Genomic DNA, 15536 nt, shown 5'->3' with positions numbered 1-15536 from the left:
ATTTCCGCAAATTTACATTTGCTCTGTACACCGGCCGCTGCACCGTGATGCAATGTTCTCTTACCGATACGCGTCCACACTGCGACAGAACGCGACGCGTGCGTATGCGCGCACATTCACCCGTTCATTGGATTCAATGCCAATGTGCCTCGTACACGCACATGTCTGGTACACACACTTCCGGTACACACACCGCCCTGCTAGTCATCTGGTGCGAACACTGCGCGAAGCGCGCAGACGGTGACCTTGCCGTTGGACGATACCGGCAGTGACTCAACTACCGCCAGGCGCTGAGGCACCTTGAAGCGCGCAAGATATCGACCGGCAAACTCACGTACATCGTGAAGCGATGGCGCTTCGCACCCCTCATCCATGACCAGTACCGCGCTGACAGCTTCGCCCCACTTCACATCGGGCACACCCACCACATGCGCGGATCGGACTCCGTCCATGCGCGTGAGCACCTGTTCAACCTCGTGAGGGAGCACCTTTTCGCCGCCTGTGTTCACCGTGGCCACTTTGCGCCCCACGATGTGAACGAAGCCGTCCTCGTCAATGAAACCCAAGTCGCCGGTGCGCAGCCACGGGCCCCTCAACGATGCCGCGTTGAGTTCGTCGTCATTCCAGTACCCGTTGGTAACGGATGGGCCGGTGCAGATGAGTTCACCAATAGTGTTCGCACGGATGTCTCCCTCGCGCGAGCTGGGCGGCAGAACGCTCGCAGTTGAAGAGGGGGACTCGCCCGCCCGGGTACCTTCAACTGGGACAGCGTGTGCGTCCAGCCCATCCACCATCTCGATACCGATACGTGTGTGCGGGAAAGGAAAACCGCTGGTTGTGGAGCGGTCGGCTGGAAGACCGGGAACCAGGCACGTACCTGACGCTGCCTGCTCAGTCATCCCCCATACGCTGAACGGTTCAAGGCCTCGTTCGCGCAACATGGCGGCAAGGTCAGCCGGTACGGGTGCGCCACCGATCAAAGGGCGCGTGAATGAGGGCAACCCATCCGAGGTGAAAGTGGGAACCTGACACATCATGCGGTACATCGTGGGAACGGCGAACATCATCTCCACCTGGTAGCTGCCCAGGGCTTCGACCAGTGCAGCCGGATGGAACGCATCCACGATGATCACCGTTCCGCCCGAGATCGTCAGGTCCAGCGTGGTGCCGTTGAAACCACCGATATGGGACAGGGGAACGCTGACGGCTTCGACGGTGCGTGGACCATATTCGAAGACGTCGCGGAAATTGCGCGTGCCCCACCACAGGTTCTCATGGGTGAGTGTGACGCCCTTGGGATGAGCGGCCGTTCCCGAGGTGTACAAAATTGCGCCGACCGTGTCCGCAGGCAGTGCCGCCACATCAGCAAGCGGCAGGGGAGAGGTCTCAGCAACCGCGCGACTCCACTGGTCAACTGTCACGACGCGTGGCTGGCGGGCCGGGTGGGAAGTGTTGTCGGCGTCGGGATTCAAGGCGGTCGCGCGCTCAACGCGGTCAATCTGAGCATCCCCGCAGATGATGACATCCGGCTCGCAGTTGACCAGGATGGCGGCTAATTCCCCGGCCTGCAGGTGCTGATCGAGCGGCACAGTGATGGCTCCTATTGCGGAGCAGGCCACGTGCACGAGCATATGCCAGGCGCAGTTCGGCGCCATGATAATGACGCGGCAGGTGGGCCCGACATTCCAGTCCAGTAAGACCTGAGCAGCGCGCAGCGCGTCGTCGAGGCTGTGAGCCAGGGTGCGGCGCGAGGCTTCCGAGTAGGTGTGCGCTGCAGGATCCAGATGCAGCTCGATGAGATTGTCGCGCCCGGCATGGCGCGCAGCGGACAGCGCGAGGAAATGGATGGCGGAAAAATCTGCGTGCGGCTCAGTGATCACGGCTCCTATTATGCAGCCGCCGATGTGCTGACGGTGAACATGAGGTGATGGACACGATCACTAGGAACACGACGGCGCAGACACGTACGATAGAGGGTCGCAACGTTTGTTTACCAGCACAGGAGGCATCACCATGGCAGATGAATCGCGAGTACATAAGGTGGAGGACCGGATTCATCAGACGGTTGCACGCTTGCTGGGCCGACGCATCAAGGATCCGCGCCTGGGGTTCGTGACCATTACAGATGTGCGCGTCACAGGAGACTTGCAGCACGCCTCCGTGTTCTACACCGTCCTGGGTGATGACGAGGAACGCGCAGCAACGGCGCGCGCTTTCGAATCCGCCAAGGGGCTGATTCGCTCCGAAGTGGGCAAGGCATTGGGCATTCGATTGACCCCGACGCTCGAATTCATCCTCGACGCGCTTCCAGAGACGGCCGCCTCCATTGAAGATGCATTGGGCAAGGCTCGTGCGCGTGATGAGGAGATCGCGCGCGGTGCTCAAGGTGCCAGCTATGCCGGCGAGGCAGATCCCTACCGTCATCCCCAAGAAGACGACGAGGAATACGCCGACGAGGGAGGCGCTGACGACACATACGTCGATCAATCAGACATCGACGAGGCCGACGCCGACACCGACGAAATCTAGGCCCGCCCAGATCCATGACACCTACCGATTCGAAGCAGAAGCCACAGCCACCCTCGGGAATTCTGATCGTTGACAAGCCCCAGGGGATGACCAGTCACGACGTGGTGAGCCGTGTGCGACGACTGGCGCACACCCGTAAAGTCGGGCACGCCGGTACGCTCGACCCGATGGCGACCGGTGTGCTGGTGATCGGTATCGGCAAAGCGACGCGGCTGCTCACCTACCTGAGCGCCAGTACGAAGATCTATGACGCCACCATGCGTCTGGGAATCGGGACAACCAGCGAGGACGCAGATGGGCAGGTCACGGAGTGCCCAGGAGCCAGCGATGTAACAGTCGATCAGGTGGCCGACGCTGCCCGTGTGGTGCGTGAACGCGGGTGGCAGGTGCCCTCTGCCGTCTCTGCCATCAAGATCGGTGGGAAGCGTGCGCACGCCCTGGTGCGCGAAGGAGAAGACGTCCACATCCCTCCGCGCGAGGTTCATATCAGCGCGATTGACCTGACTGGTCCGCTCCGCCCGACCGCAGCGGAGGCAGGCGTGCCGGTGGTGGACTGTGATATTCACGTTGAATGTTCGGCCGGCACCTACGTGCGAGCCATTGCCCGCGACATTGCCGAACAGCTCGGCACAGCTGCACACCTGACTGCTTTGCGCCGCCTGCAGGCCGGCGCGTTCACCCTGGACGATGCTGCGCCACTGGATCGGCTTGAAGCGCTGACCGCTGAAGGAGCCGACGTGCCGATCATTCCCATTGGTGAGGCCGTCAGCAGACTCTTTGACACCCTTGAGATTTCTCAGGAGGAGGCCGCGCGCTTTGCTCACGGGAATCCGCCTGAACGCAGCGGCGCGCAGCTGGCTGATATGAATGTGGACCAGCCGATCGGCGTGTATTGTGAAGGCCGGCCTTTAGGCCTGGTGAAGGTACAAAACGGTGCTCTGCGCACGATAAGGGTGTGGTAAGACATGCAGGTGTGGACGTCAATTGACCAAGTGCCACGAGATTTCGCCTCCGTGGTGACCATCGGCAACTTCGATGGTATGCACCGCGGTCATCGGCGTGTGATCTCCGCCTGCGTGGACCGTGCGCGCAAACGCGGGGTGGCGGCAGTGGCCTGCACCTTTGACCCGCACCCCCGGCAAGTCCACCAGCCCGACTCGCATATGCAGCTGATCAGCCCACTGGAAGATCGCCTGAGCGCGATGGATGCTGCCGGCCTTGATCACACGCTTGTCATCCACTATGACCGCTCCTTCTATTCGCTGACGGCGCGCGAGTTCGTCCAGCTCACGCTCGTTGAGGTACTGGGTGCTGTGGAAGTTGTGGTTGGTGAGGACTTTCGTTTTGGCAAAGACAACGCCGGCACGGTCGAAACCTTGCGTGAACTGGGCAGAGAATACGGCTTTGATGTGGTGATGGTCGCTGACATCATCAGCCCGCAAGGTCGGCGCTGGTCGTCGTCCTGGGTTCGTGAACTACTTGACGAGGGTGACGTTGCTCAGGCGGCATATGTTTTGGGCCGACAGCACCGAGTGCGTGGCGTTGTTCAGCACGGATTCAAACGCGGACGCAAACTCGGTTTTCCGACTGCCAATCTGTCCGAGGGGATCGACGGTGTGGTGCCTGCGGACGGTGTGTATGCCGGATGGGTCGTGCGCTCGGTGCCGAATACGACGGCGCGTGAGTTCTATCCGGCAGCGATTTCAGTGGGCACCAACCCGCAGTTCGGTGGAGATAAGCGCACCGTTGAAGCGCACGTGCTGGGGCGCGCCGACCTGAACCTGTATGGCGAGCGCATCGCGGTGCACTTCGTGGAACGCATCCGTGCGATGCAGGCGTTCGACTCGGTCGATGCTCTGACGGCTCAGATGGATGATGATCTGCGGCAAACAGCATTGGTGCTGGGGATCGGCGTGTCAGGACGCGTGGATCCTGATGCCGTGACGGCCAACTGACTGAGAGCAGACATCTGCTCGGCACCAGGCAAGCTGCTCACGCCACGTTCTTCACCCGATAAATCACGAGTGCGCCGGTCAGAGCGAGCACTCCGGACAGGATATACAGGCCCGCATAGCCGCCCAGGAATGACAAGGCTCCCGCTGCCACGACCGGTGCCAGCGCATTTGGCGTGACAACCGCGATATTCATGATTCCGACATCGCGTCCGCGTTGCGCGGGGATTGGCAGTACCTCGTTGATCAGCGCCTGATCGACCGCCATGTACACGCCCCACGAAATGCCGAGTACCAGTGCGGCAATAATGACCACCCAGAACGCGTGCGCCCACGCCATGATCAAGCAGGCGGCCGCAACCCCAACGGATGATCCGGCCACGAAAATCAGGCGCCGGTGCATCTTGTCAGAAATCGACCCGGCCGCCACGGCGCACACCACCACGGCCAGCGCATAGATTCCGGTCAGGATCAGCACGCCCGTATCTGGATCGTCCAGCTTGATGCGATCTCTCAGGTAGTAGAACAGGTAGAACAGTGCCGTCACGTTCCCCAGGGTCACAGCCATGCGCGCAATGAACACCCAGATAAAGTCTGCATATGGACGGTCGGCATTCGCCTGAGCGCCGACGGGTTTCTTCACATCCTCATCACTGTCATCGGTCGCGGCAGGTGTGGTCGGTGAGATCGAGAAGACGCCCTCGCCAGTGGGGACCTCGCGGTAGAAAACCAGGAACTGTACGACCAGGACCACCACGACTGCAGCGGAAATCCAGTAGGCCGGCGCGACATCGAAGACCGTGCCGATTGCCGTGCCGAGGACTAGGGCGAGTGTGTACGTCAGACCCATGACGCCTGAAACCGTGCCGTACTGGTTGGTCGGAACACGGTCGGGTGCCATCGCCTGGCTCGCTCCCACGGCGCTTGCGATCATGATCTGGAACAGCGTCCACGCGATCAGCAAACTGACGAACGAGGATGCCCCGCCCATCCACACCAGCAAGGCAGCTGATGTTACCGCGCCAATCAGCACCCACGGGGATCGACGCCCAAAACGCGAACGCGTCCAGTCGGTGACAAATCCCCACAATGCGGTGGCGATAATGGAGGCCGCACCGCCGACCGCCATGATCAGCGCAAGGTACTGCTCTTTGCCGTTGTCTCCGAAGAAGTCAAGGACCTGCTTGGCGATGAGGAGCTGGCTGGGGCCCGCCCACGCCAGGTTGATGCCCAGGTAAGCCAATCCGTAGCGACCGATCCAGCCTTTGGTGACGGGTGGTCGCGCATGAGGATCAACGAAGTGATCGTGGTGGTGGGTCTGGTCAGGTGCGGTGCTCATTGCGGATCCTCCCGGTAACGCTGGCCGGCAACGTAGGTGTCGTAAAGATCCGGTGTCAGTGCGCCTTCGCGAATGATGTCGCGGTACATGAGGGCGGAGGGTTTGCACGTGCGCTGACCGGTGGCAGGATCCACACTGACCAGGCCGAAGCGCGCTGTCATTCCCTCGCTCCACTCCCAGTTGTCGGTAAAGCACCAGTGGTAGTAGCGCTCGACGGGCAGGCCACTGTGCGCCAGTGCATTCAGGTGATCCCAGATGAAGCGGCAGCGGAATGATTCATCGGCGTTTGCATCGCCGTTGTCGCACGTGCCGTTTTCAGTGATCCATACGGGTGCGTTGTAGCGCTCAGCCAGTTCGCGTGTCACCTCCACGATGCCGTCAGAGTAGACCTCCCAGCCCAGGTCGTTGACAGGGGTACCGGGTATGGTGCCATCTTCGAGCTTGTCGATCGCGCTGCGCGAATAGTAGTTGATGCCCAGGAAGTCGTAGTAGCGCCCCGGTTTTACTCCGCCACTTGTGCCGAGGGCGACCGGAAACTCACCGACCAGCATTGCCTGTGCGATGGCGTCCTGGAACGCATAGCGTGCAACGCGGGTGAGTACCCTGTGCGACGGGTTCGAGGCGACGCGCGGCACAAAAACACGCATGTGGTGCGCGAAACCGACCTTCGCTTCTGGTTGCAGCCGGTGGATCAGCATGTAGGCGCGGCAGTGAGCCTGAGCGAGGTGGCGCAGGCAGGCGCGCACGCTGCGCCACGATACATCTGCCGGGGGACCTTCCTGGAACAGGTGCGCCTGCGTGACATAGACATTGGGTTCGTTGATCGTCACCCAGTCGGTGACGAGGTTGCGAAATTCGCGTACTACCCGATAGACGAAACGCATGAAGCAGGTGATGTTCTCGTGGCGGGTGAATTCACCTCGCTGGGCAAACCAGCGCGGATTAGAGAAGTGGTGCAGCGTCACGAGGGGTCGGATCCCTGCTTCGACGAGTGCTTCGAGCTCGTGTCGGTAATGGGCAATGGCGTCAGTGTCGAAAACACCTTCTTCGGGTTCGATGCGCGCCCACTCCAGGGACATTCGGTAGTCGCGAATGCCAAGGTTGCGCATCAGTTCGATGTCCTCGCGCCAATGCTGCCAGTGGTCGACCGCAGTAGCGGGGTCGGAGTTGTCGCGGATAGTGCCGGGCTTTTGAGCCCAGTCATGCCAGTCGTTGTGGGTGTCGCCGCCCTCGATCTGAAGGGAGGACGTGGCGACGCCCAGATGCAGGCTGGTCGGTAAGGTCACGTCGTCGGGATCCATACCGTGATGCTAGCAGGGCGACAGCACGTATGTGAGTGGTCGCTCACAGCAGCATGGGATGTGAGCCTCGTCAGGCCTGTTCGTTGACCGGCTGTGCGAGTCCCTCGATCACCTCGGCACCGGGCAGGGCCGCCAGCAACTCGCCGGGCATCGCCAACTTGGAGCGACGCAGACCTGACCCGATGACACACATGTCGACTATCACGCGCGGATCCAACAGCAGGCGCCACTGTGGCGGCACGCCCACAGGTGTGATGCCGCCGTATTCCATGCCGGAGGCTTCCACTGCTTTGTCCTGCGGCCAAAACGAGCACTTGCGCACGTCCAGTGTCTTCTTGATGACATGGTTGACGTCGGCTCGCGTCGTTGCGCGCACGACAGCGGCAGCCACGCGCTCCTCACCACTGCGTTTGCCGGCAATGAGCACGCAGTTGCACGACAGAGCCAGATTCATCTGGTAGTGCTCAGTCATCGCCTCGGTATCGGCGTAATCCGGATCAATATCGGCTACAAGGGCCTGCGCAGTCAGCTCCGGCTCGCGCTTGGCCAGTTCCTGAAGTGCCTTCGCGGTAGGATCCGCGAGAAGATCGAGATGCTCGAGGGCAGGGAGCCATGTCGCTGTTCCATCCAATTCAATACTCATATGGTTATTTCAGCCTGCCTGATCAACAGGCGCCACCTGAATTTCTTATGATGAGACATTGAAGCTGAACGTGCGCCATCTCACCGCGCTCGCAGCGTGATTTTCGCCCTGATCAGGCTGAAGTGAGGGCGGGGCGTGTTAGCCTATATTCGCCGTTAGATCGGCCGCGGGATGGATTGCACGAAGACAAGCTTCGATGCTCCGCGCAGCGAGACATTTGAGGAGAACACGTGCCGCTGAGTAAAGATGTTAAAGACCAGATCATTGCTGAGTACGCAACTCATGAGGGCGACACAGGCTCTCCCGAGGTGCAGATTGCTCTGCTGAGCCAGCGAATCAAGGATCTGACGGAGCACTTCAAGTCGCACCCGCACGATCACCACTCACGTCGTGGATTGATGCTGCTGGTTGGTCGTCGCCGCAGGCTCCTCGGATACCTGTCGGACATCGATATTGAACGCTACCGTTCACTGATCGACCGCCTTGGCTTGCGTCGCTGAGTAAAGCTCGGCCCGGCTCCACCTGGAACCGGGCCGCTTTTGCTATCCCGACTCGACAATGCGCGCCTTGAACGAGCGGTTTTCGACAGTGGCTTACGGAACGCGTGAACAGAAAATGCCGGTCCGTGGGCTTCGATCGAAGGCCGACGTCGGGCGCATGACCAGAACAAGAAATGGAGTATTACGCCCATGATGGAAGGCGAAGAAATCACCGCTGCCGAAGCCATTATCGACAATGGCAAATTCGGTAAGCGCACCGTCCGCTTTGAAACCGGACTGCTTGCGCAACAAGCTGCCGGCTCAACGCTGGCATACCTCGACGACGAAACAGTCGTCCTGTCCACCACGACCGCAGGGAAAAATCCCAAAGATCAGTTCGACTTCTTCCCGTTGACCGTCGACGTGGAAGAGCGTTCCTACGCTGCTGGCCGCATCCCCGGATCATTCTTCCGTCGCGAAGGCCGCGCCGGAACTGAAGCCATTCTGGCTGCACGTCTCATCGACCGCCCGCTGCGCCCCGGATTTGTCAAGGGCCTGCGCAACGAAGTCCAGATCATTGAGACCGTTCTTGCGGTTCACCCCGATGACGCATACGACGTCCTCGCCATTAACGCGGCGTCGATGTCCACCCAGATCGCGGGCCTGCCCTTCACTGGCCCGATCGGTGGTACGCGCCTGGCTCTGATCGATGACCAGTGGGTCGCATTCCCGCGTTGGTCCGAGCTGCAGCGCTCCGTGTTCAACATCGTGGTCGCCGGCCGCATCGTCACCAACGAGGACGGCACGGATGACGTGGCCATCATGATGGTGGAAGCCGGCGGCGGCGAGAACGAATGGGAACTCATCCAAAACGGTGCCACCGCGCCGACTGAAGATGTCGTTGCCGACGGCCTGGAAGCCGCTAAGCCATTCATTCGCGCGCTGTGCGAAGCACAGATGAAGGTGGCGGAGAAGGCCTCCAAGGAAACAGGCGAATTTGAGCTCTTCCTTGATTACACCGACGAAGAGTACGACGCCCTCGAAAAGCAGGTGGGTGACAAGCTGGCCGAGGCCCTCAAGACTGAAGGCAAGCTTGCCCGCGACGAGGCCGTTGACGCTGTGCGCGACGAGGCTCTGGCAGCACTTGAGGAACAGTTCCCTGAAGGCGAGAAGGACCTCAAGGCTGCATTCCGCGCCTTGGAGAAGAAGACGATTCGTGAGCGCACACTGCGTGAAGGCATCCGCATGGATGGCCGTAATCCGCGCGAGATCCGCTCCCTGTTCGCTGAGGTCGGTCTTCTGCCTCGCGTCCACGGTTCAGCACTCTTCCAGCGCGGCGAAACCCAGATCCTGGGTGTGACCACGCTGGCCATGCTGCGCATGGAGCAGCAGCTCGACAACCTGAGCCCGATTACCTCCAAGCGCTACATGCACCAGTACAACTTCCCGCCATTCTCCACCGGTGACACCGGCCGCGTCGGATCCCCGAAGCGCCGCGAAATCGGTCACGGTGACCTGGCTGAACGCGCTCTCAAGCCGGTTCTGCCCACGCGCGAAGAATTCCCCTACGCCATCCGTCAGGTCTCCGAGGCATTGGGCTCGAACGGCTCCACCTCAATGGGATCGGTGTGTGCCTCAACGTTGTCACTGCTGCAGGCTGGCGTGCCGCTGCGCGCACCCGTCGCCGGTATCGCAATGGGCCTGATGACCGGCGAAATTGACGGTGAGCAGAAGGCCGTGACCCTGACCGACATCCTCGGCGCAGAAGACGGCTTCGGCGACATGGACTTCAAGGTCGCGGGCACCAGCGAATTCATCACCGCTCTGCAGCTGGACACCAAGCTGGACGGCATTGATTCACAGCTCCTGCGTTCCGCGCTCGCACAGGCTCGCGATGCCCGCCTGGCGATCCTCAAGCTGATCCACGACGCGATCGACGGCCCCGATGAGATGTCCGCCAACGCGCCTCGCATCATCACCGTCCAGGTTCCGGTCGACAAGATCGGTGAGGTCATTGGACCCAAGGGCAAGATGATCAACCAGATTCAGGACGAGACAGGCGCTGAAGTTGTCATCGAAGATGACGGCACAGTGTTCATCTCTTCCTCCGATGGTGCTTCTGCAGAAGCGGCACGCACCATGGTCAACCAGATCGCAAACCCGCAGATGCCTGAGGTGGGTGAGCGGTTCGTCGGCACCGTCGTCAAGACGACATCCTTCGGCGCATTCGTCTCCCTGACGCCAGGTAAGGACGGTTTGCTGCACATTTCGCAGGTTCGTCGCCTGGTCGGTGGCAAGCGCATCGAATCTGTCGATGACGTGCTGCAGGTGGGCCAGCAGATCGAGGTTGAGATCGCTGAAATCGGTGACCGTGGCAAGCTGTCTCTGCATGCCGTCGTTGACGGAGAGGCCGCTGAATTCGAGCCGGAACCGCGTAAGGACAAGTCCGGACAGTCCGACAAGGACCAGGATGATCGTTCAGAGCGCTCCGGACGCGGTCGCGGACGCGGCCGTGGAGAGCGTCGCCAGCGCACCCGCACCCGTCGTCATCACAACGACGAGGGCGGCTCTCACGACGCAGACTCGAAGGATCAGTCAGATTCCACTGACTCCTCCGACGATGCTGAGTAAGTGAGAACGCTGAATAAGTCTGAACGCTGAGTGATGCTGACTCGGCAGGGCGCGGCACCCGACTGAGGGTGCCGCGCCTCCTTCGTGGGCTGGCCGAAGGCCTGCCTCGAACAACGCCGGTATGGTCACAGGCAGGTGCGCCGCGGCTCAATGGCATAAGCTAAGTCTGACGCGTGCAACACAGCTGCGAACCAACGAAAGGACAGCTCATGAAGCGCTTCACGGATCCGGTCTTATTCGGCGCCCTTTTTGTCTTGGATACGCTGGCATGGCTGATACTGATGTCCACCGGCGGCATTGAAACCGCAGACCCCGGCTACGTCGCACCGATGACGGTCGGCAGCATCATTGTCATCGCCTGCCCAGCTCTGTTGGTTGCCACAGTTCTCGGCTTTGCGCGCGCTATCACCCGCCAGTCACCACGCAGCTTCTATATGTGGGCATTGTGCATGACGGTTGCCGCCGCCGTGATCGTCGGAATCGCAAGCGCCGCAACATCTGCATGGGGTATTGAAGTGGGATTCGGATGGATGACGTGGTTCTTCGCCATCATGGCTCTCGCACTTCTGATCGCTCTGATCATCGCACTCACCGGCGGCATCCCGTCGGAAAAGCACCTGGGCACCAGCGCCAAGGAGTCCAACGCTGACACCTCAGCCAGTCGCAACGACAAGACGGCAAGCGCCAAAACACGCACAACGGCTCCGCTCAAGTCTCGCTCGAGCCTGGAAAGCGATCCGCCACAAGACATCGCACCTGTCGGCGCCTCCGCAACTGAAGGCTCCAAGATGACGTCGAAGCAGGCGCGCCAGGGTGCCGACCCGCTTGACCTGCCCGACTCGTCAATTACGCCATCCGCGTCAAATGGCACATCAACGAATGCACCAAAGGAATCTCGTTAGTGACCGCACCAACCATAACTGGTATCGATCTTCCACTCGGCGGCGCGCAGGCAGCGGCCTCGTCAATGACCGTCAGCGATGATGAAACGACGGTGACGCGCACGATCCTGCCACGCGGCGTCAGAATCATCACTCAGCACGTCCCTGCCACGCGCTCAGCGGCAATCGGGCTGTGTGTGCCGGTCGGCTCGCGCGACGAAAGCCCTGTTCACGCTGGAGCCACACACTTCCTGGAGCACCTGCTGTTCAAAGGCACACCAACGATGAGTGCGCTCGATATTGCGGTCGCATTCGACGCGGTCGGCGGTGAAACAAACGCGGAAACCGACAAGGAACACACGCAGTACTATGCGCGGGTGCGTGACGCGGATGTGGATATGGCGCTGAGTGTCCTCACCGACATGGTGACCTCCTCATCGCTGGTGCCCGACGCCTTCGACGTGGAAAAAGGCGTGATCCTTGACGAACTGGCGATGGCGAAGGACTCACCGCTCGATGCAGTCCACGAAGCATTCGCTGCCGCTGTTTTCGGTGACACAACGCTGGGCAAACCGGTCGGCGGAACTCCTGAAGCAATCCGAGCCGTCAGCCGTGACGACGTGTGGGAGCACTACCAGTCCCATTACGGTCCAGACCGCCTCATCGTCTCCGTTGCCGGAAACGTTGAACACGACCACATCGTCGACCTCGTTGCTGCTTCGCTCGACCGGGCAGGGTGGCGTGGGGACGAGGGAGGCCTCGGACCTGCTCCCAGGCGTGACACAACACCGGCACAGCTGGCACAACCCACTGTCCAGGAACGTCACCGCGACGTCGAACAGGCTCATGTGATCGTCGGATGCCCTGCGCTGCAGGTCGGTGATGACCGCATCCCTGCGATGTCAGTACTGCTGTCTATCCTGGGCGGGTCGATGTCGTCACGCCTGTTCCAGGAGATCCGTGAAAAACGCGGCCTGGCTTACACGACATATGCCTTCAACATGCGCTACTCGAATGCCGGCGCATTCGGGATGTATGCCGGCACGTCGCCCGCACACGTGGAGCAGGTTGAACAGCTCATGAACGAACAACTGCAGGCTCTGGCTTCTGACGGGCCGACCGAGGAAGAGATCGTTCGGGTACGTGGACACGTGCGCGGCGCGATCGCCCTGGGGCTGGAAGATAACCTGTCACGGATGGGCCGGCTGAGTAACGCCGAGCTGACCGGCACGTATTTCACGGTCGATCAGGGCTTGGCCCGCATCAACGCAGTCACCCAGGAAGACGTGCGAGCGCTGGCAGCTGAGCTGGTCAACGCCGAGCAGGGCCGCGCGGTCGTGCTGCCGAACGTGCGCAGCTAAGACAGCCGCAGGCCACCGCGGCGAAGGAGGAGAGATGAACACACTGCGAGTTGCAGTCGTTGGTGCACGAGGACGCATGGGTGCGACCGTCGTTGAGGCCGTCAGCGCAGCACCAGACATGGAAGTCGTTGCACGCATTGACGTCGATGACCAGATCACCACCGACACACTCAACCAGGCGACGGTCGCTGTTGATTTCACCGCTCCGGCCGTGACAGAAGATAATGTGCATGCGTTGCTGGACTGCGGCGTAAACGTCGTGGTGGGGACAACGGGCTGGACCGATGAGTCTCGCGGGCGCGTCGCGGAGCACGCCGAACGCGCAGGTAGATCCGTCATCATCGCGCCGAACTTTGCGATGTCAGCAATTCTGGCGATGAAATTTGCCGAAATGGCCGCGCCGTACTTCGAATCGGCTGAAGTGATCGAGATGCACCATCCGAACAAGCTGGACGCACCCTCGGGAACGGCTCGCGCCACAGCTGAACGCATTGCCCGTGCCCGCCGCGAAGCAGGATGCGATCCGATGCCCGATGCGACCCGCACCGACCCTGAAGGAACTCGCGGCGGCGTCATTGACGGTGTCCCCGTGCACGCCGTGCGGCTGCGTGGACTGGTCGCACATGAAGAAATCCTGCTGGGAAACGAGGGCGAGCAGCTCGTCATCCGCACCGATTCCTTTGACCGCGCATCGTTCATGCCCGGCGTCCTGTTCGCTATCCGTCACGTGCACGAACAGCCTGGTTTGACCGTCGGTGTCGATCAGCTCATGACACTATGAGCAACGCTGATAGCCGCGTCTCAGTACGCCCCGCAACCGCCCCGGATGCAGCCGACATTGCTGCCATTCAGGTCGCATCCCTACGCAGCGTTGCCCGCGCCGTAGGGGGAGCATCCGTCGACGTTTCGCCTCTGGAGGTGCAGCGCGCCTGGAATGACACGCTCTCACGCATACCACCGCCGGGATGCTCCACAATGGTGGCGCTGCACGGCAGCCGCGTTGTCGGGTTCGTGGTCGCGCAGCCGGCACCGTCCCATCACATTGACCATGCGAAGGCACCTGATATTCCAGACGGCCTTGAGCTGGCCGCCCTCGACGTGGACGAGAGATTCAGGCGCTCTGGACACGCCTCCCGCATGCTGGCCGCGATTGTGGATACCGCGCGGGAAGCGGGGCTGTCTGCCCGCAGTCTCCAGGTGTGGATCAGCCCCAACGATGAAGCGCGCGTCAGATTCTTCCAGTCAGCAGGTTTTGCGCCGGCAGGGCTGCTCAGACGGCTCGATGTGGCAGGAACGCCGATGACGCAGCACCTGTGGTGGGCAGGACTCGACTCCGCGGGATCAGGTGGCGGTGGCAGGCCGAATGCGCAAGCAGACAGTGCCGGTGCTCGCGGCCCTGAAGGGTGCGACCACCCTGCAGAATCCACCAACTGAAACAACGCGGCCCCTCGTGACGCCATCTCCTAGACTGTGAAACATGAAACATCTTCCGTCACGTACATTCGGATCCCTCGCGCCCGCACTGGTGACCCCTTTTCACCAGGATGGCTCACTTGATGCCGAGGCAGCAGCCAGGCTGGCCACCAAACTGGTCGACGACGGATGCGACACGATCCTTCTGTCGGGTACGACGGGTGAATCACCGACCACCCACCAACCTGAAAAGGACGAACTGACCAGAGCTGTCAAGGAAGCTGTGGGTCAGCGCGCTCACATCATGTGCGGCGCATGCTCGAACGACACTGCTCACGCCGTGCGCATCGCGGAAGGAGCGCAGGCATGCGGAGCTGACTGTCTGCTGGTCGTCTCCCCGTACTACAACCGACCTTCCCAGGCTGGACTGATTGCGCACGTGCGCGCCATAATGGACGCGACCGACCTGCCGATCATGCTCTACGACATTCCGGGGCGCACCGGCCTGGCGTTCAGCGACGAGACGTTCGATGAGCTGGCCCAATACGACCGCATTAAAGGCGTGAAGGATGCGACCGGTCAGGTGGAACGAGGATCGGCACGTATGCATCGCACAGGGTTGGAATACTACTCAGGCGATGACGGTGAGAACTTCAACTGGCTGGTGGCCGGCGCATCAGGACTGATCTCAGTGGTTGCCCACGTTGCCGCCGCCCAGTACCGCCGGATGATTGATTTTCTGGATGACAGCCAGGTGTGGGAAGCGCGCGAAATCCACTTCGAACTACGCCCACTGGTCGACGCCATCATGGGAGGTGGACAAGGGACAGTGATGGCGAAGGCCGCACTGGCACTGCAGGGAATCATCGACACACCGGCCGTCCGCCTGCCGCTCGTGCCGGCATCTGATGAGGAGCTCACGCGCCTGCGTCACGTCATGGAACGCATGAACCTGCTGTGAAATAGCGTGGGAAAACATCTGGACGCGCGCCGCCGCTTTCAGCGCG

At 61.2% G+C, this 15536-nt stretch carries 14 protein-coding genes; 10 read left to right on the top strand and 4 right to left on the bottom strand.

Features of this window, described 5'->3' with window-relative positions:
- Nucleotides 1-200: 200 nt before the first annotated feature.
- Nucleotides 201-1880 (bottom strand): class I adenylate-forming enzyme family protein, encoded by a 1680-nt coding sequence (locus tag AC1EJZ_RS04555; protein ID WP_480294015.1) that lies wholly within the window; start codon nt 1878-1880, stop codon nt 201-203.
- A gap of 133 nt (nt 1881-2013) precedes the next feature.
- On the opposite strand from AC1EJZ_RS04555, the gene rbfA reads away from it, so the two are divergent.
- The 3 genes from rbfA to AC1EJZ_RS04540 are packed head-to-tail and all read left to right on the top strand — an operon-like array spanning nt 2014 to nt 4484.
- Entirely contained in the window at nt 2014-2529 is a 516-nt protein-coding gene (gene rbfA / locus AC1EJZ_RS04550) for a 30S ribosome-binding factor RbfA (RefSeq protein ID WP_480294014.1), read from the top strand.
- Nucleotides 2530-2543: 14 nt separating this feature from the next.
- Nucleotides 2544-3491 (top strand): tRNA pseudouridine(55) synthase TruB, encoded by a 948-nt coding sequence (truB, locus tag AC1EJZ_RS04545; RefSeq protein ID WP_285014585.1) that lies wholly within the window; start codon nt 2544-2546, stop codon nt 3489-3491.
- A 3-nt stretch (nt 3492-3494) separates the two neighbouring features.
- Nucleotides 3495-4484: a bifunctional riboflavin kinase/FAD synthetase gene (locus AC1EJZ_RS04540; protein ID WP_058236427.1), complete on the top strand. Its 990-nt coding sequence runs from the start codon at nt 3495-3497 to the stop codon at nt 4482-4484.
- Between the two features lie 37 nt (nt 4485-4521).
- On the opposite strand, the gene AC1EJZ_RS04535 is transcribed toward AC1EJZ_RS04540, so the two are convergent.
- The 3 genes from AC1EJZ_RS04535 to AC1EJZ_RS04525 all read right to left on the bottom strand — a co-directional run bounded on the left by AC1EJZ_RS04535 (nt 4522) and on the right by AC1EJZ_RS04525 (nt 7764).
- Complete coding sequence (locus AC1EJZ_RS04535; RefSeq protein WP_480294013.1) at nt 4522-5820, bottom strand: MFS transporter; 1299 nt, start codon at nt 5818-5820, stop codon at nt 4522-4524.
- Complete coding sequence (locus AC1EJZ_RS04530; RefSeq protein WP_058236429.1) at nt 5817-7121, bottom strand: glycoside hydrolase family 1 protein; 1305 nt, start codon at nt 7119-7121, stop codon at nt 5817-5819. Before AC1EJZ_RS04530 ends, AC1EJZ_RS04535 begins: the two co-directional genes overlap by 4 nt.
- Nucleotides 7122-7191: 70 nt before the next feature.
- Nucleotides 7192-7764 (bottom strand): YbaK/EbsC family protein, encoded by a 573-nt coding sequence (locus tag AC1EJZ_RS04525; protein WP_480294012.1) that lies wholly within the window; start codon nt 7762-7764, stop codon nt 7192-7194.
- A 230-nt stretch (nt 7765-7994) separates the two neighbouring features.
- On the opposite strand from AC1EJZ_RS04525, the gene rpsO reads away from it, so the two are divergent.
- From rpsO to dapA, 7 genes are all read left to right on the top strand, one after another.
- Complete coding sequence (gene rpsO, locus AC1EJZ_RS04520) at nt 7995-8264, top strand: 30S ribosomal protein S15 (RefSeq protein ID WP_058236431.1); 270 nt, start codon at nt 7995-7997, stop codon at nt 8262-8264.
- 189 nt (nt 8265-8453) lie between these two features.
- Complete coding sequence (locus tag AC1EJZ_RS04515) at nt 8454-10874, top strand: polyribonucleotide nucleotidyltransferase (protein ID WP_058236432.1); 2421 nt, start codon at nt 8454-8456, stop codon at nt 10872-10874.
- Between the two features lie 209 nt (nt 10875-11083).
- Nucleotides 11084-11776: a hypothetical protein gene (locus AC1EJZ_RS04510; protein ID WP_058236433.1), complete on the top strand. Its 693-nt coding sequence runs from the start codon at nt 11084-11086 to the stop codon at nt 11774-11776.
- A gap of 65 nt (nt 11777-11841) precedes the next feature.
- Nucleotides 11842-13116, top strand: a complete 1275-nt coding sequence (locus tag AC1EJZ_RS04505) for a M16 family metallopeptidase (RefSeq protein ID WP_070725979.1) — start codon at nt 11842-11844, stop codon at nt 13114-13116.
- 34 nt (nt 13117-13150) lie between these two features.
- Nucleotides 13151-13897 carry a 4-hydroxy-tetrahydrodipicolinate reductase gene (gene dapB, locus AC1EJZ_RS04500; protein WP_285014592.1) on the top strand — a complete coding sequence of 249 codons (747 nt, stop codon included), beginning with the start codon at nt 13151-13153 and terminating at the stop codon, nt 13895-13897.
- A complete protein-coding gene (locus tag AC1EJZ_RS04495; protein ID WP_070725937.1) occupies nt 13894-14550 on the top strand; it encodes a GNAT family N-acetyltransferase in 657 nt (218 codons plus the stop codon). Before dapB ends, AC1EJZ_RS04495 begins: the two co-directional genes overlap by 4 nt.
- A 43-nt stretch (nt 14551-14593) precedes the next feature.
- The gene (dapA, locus tag AC1EJZ_RS04490; protein ID WP_480294011.1) at nt 14594-15490 is read left to right on the top strand and encodes a 4-hydroxy-tetrahydrodipicolinate synthase; all 897 of its coding nucleotides are present in this window, start codon (nt 14594-14596) and stop codon (nt 15488-15490) included.
- Nucleotides 15491-15536: the final 46 nt, after the last annotated feature.

The sequence above is a fragment of the Pauljensenia sp. C0170B5 genome (assembly GCF_056590195.1).
This window is presented reverse-complemented; position numbering and strand designations above follow the sequence as displayed.

Coding starts and splice junctions, on each gene's coding strand:
- AC1EJZ_RS04540 (WP_058236427.1), top strand. CDS start 3,495: ATGCAGGTGTGGACGTCAATTGACCAAGTGCCACGAGATTTCGCCTCC.
- AC1EJZ_RS04535 (WP_480294013.1), bottom strand. CDS start 5,820: ATGAGCACCGCACCTGACCAGACCCACCACCACGATCACTTCGTTGAT.
- dapB (WP_285014592.1), top strand. CDS start 13,151: ATGAACACACTGCGAGTTGCAGTCGTTGGTGCACGAGGACGCATGGGT.
- AC1EJZ_RS04515 (WP_058236432.1), top strand. CDS start 8,454: ATGATGGAAGGCGAAGAAATCACCGCTGCCGAAGCCATTATCGACAAT.
- AC1EJZ_RS04525 (WP_480294012.1), bottom strand. CDS start 7,764: ATGAGTATTGAATTGGATGGAACAGCGACATGGCTCCCTGCCCTCGAG.
- dapA (WP_480294011.1), top strand. CDS start 14,594: ATGAAACATCTTCCGTCACGTACATTCGGATCCCTCGCGCCCGCACTG.
- rbfA (WP_480294014.1), top strand. CDS start 2,014: ATGGCAGATGAATCGCGAGTACATAAGGTGGAGGACCGGATTCATCAG.
- AC1EJZ_RS04505 (WP_070725979.1), top strand. CDS start 11,842: ATGACCGTCAGCGATGATGAAACGACGGTGACGCGCACGATCCTGCCA.
- AC1EJZ_RS04530 (WP_058236429.1), bottom strand. CDS start 7,121: ATGGATCCCGACGACGTGACCTTACCGACCAGCCTGCATCTGGGCGTC.
- AC1EJZ_RS04495 (WP_070725937.1), top strand. CDS start 13,894: ATGAGCAACGCTGATAGCCGCGTCTCAGTACGCCCCGCAACCGCCCCG.
- truB (WP_285014585.1), top strand. CDS start 2,544: ATGACACCTACCGATTCGAAGCAGAAGCCACAGCCACCCTCGGGAATT.
- AC1EJZ_RS04510 (WP_058236433.1), top strand. CDS start 11,084: ATGAAGCGCTTCACGGATCCGGTCTTATTCGGCGCCCTTTTTGTCTTG.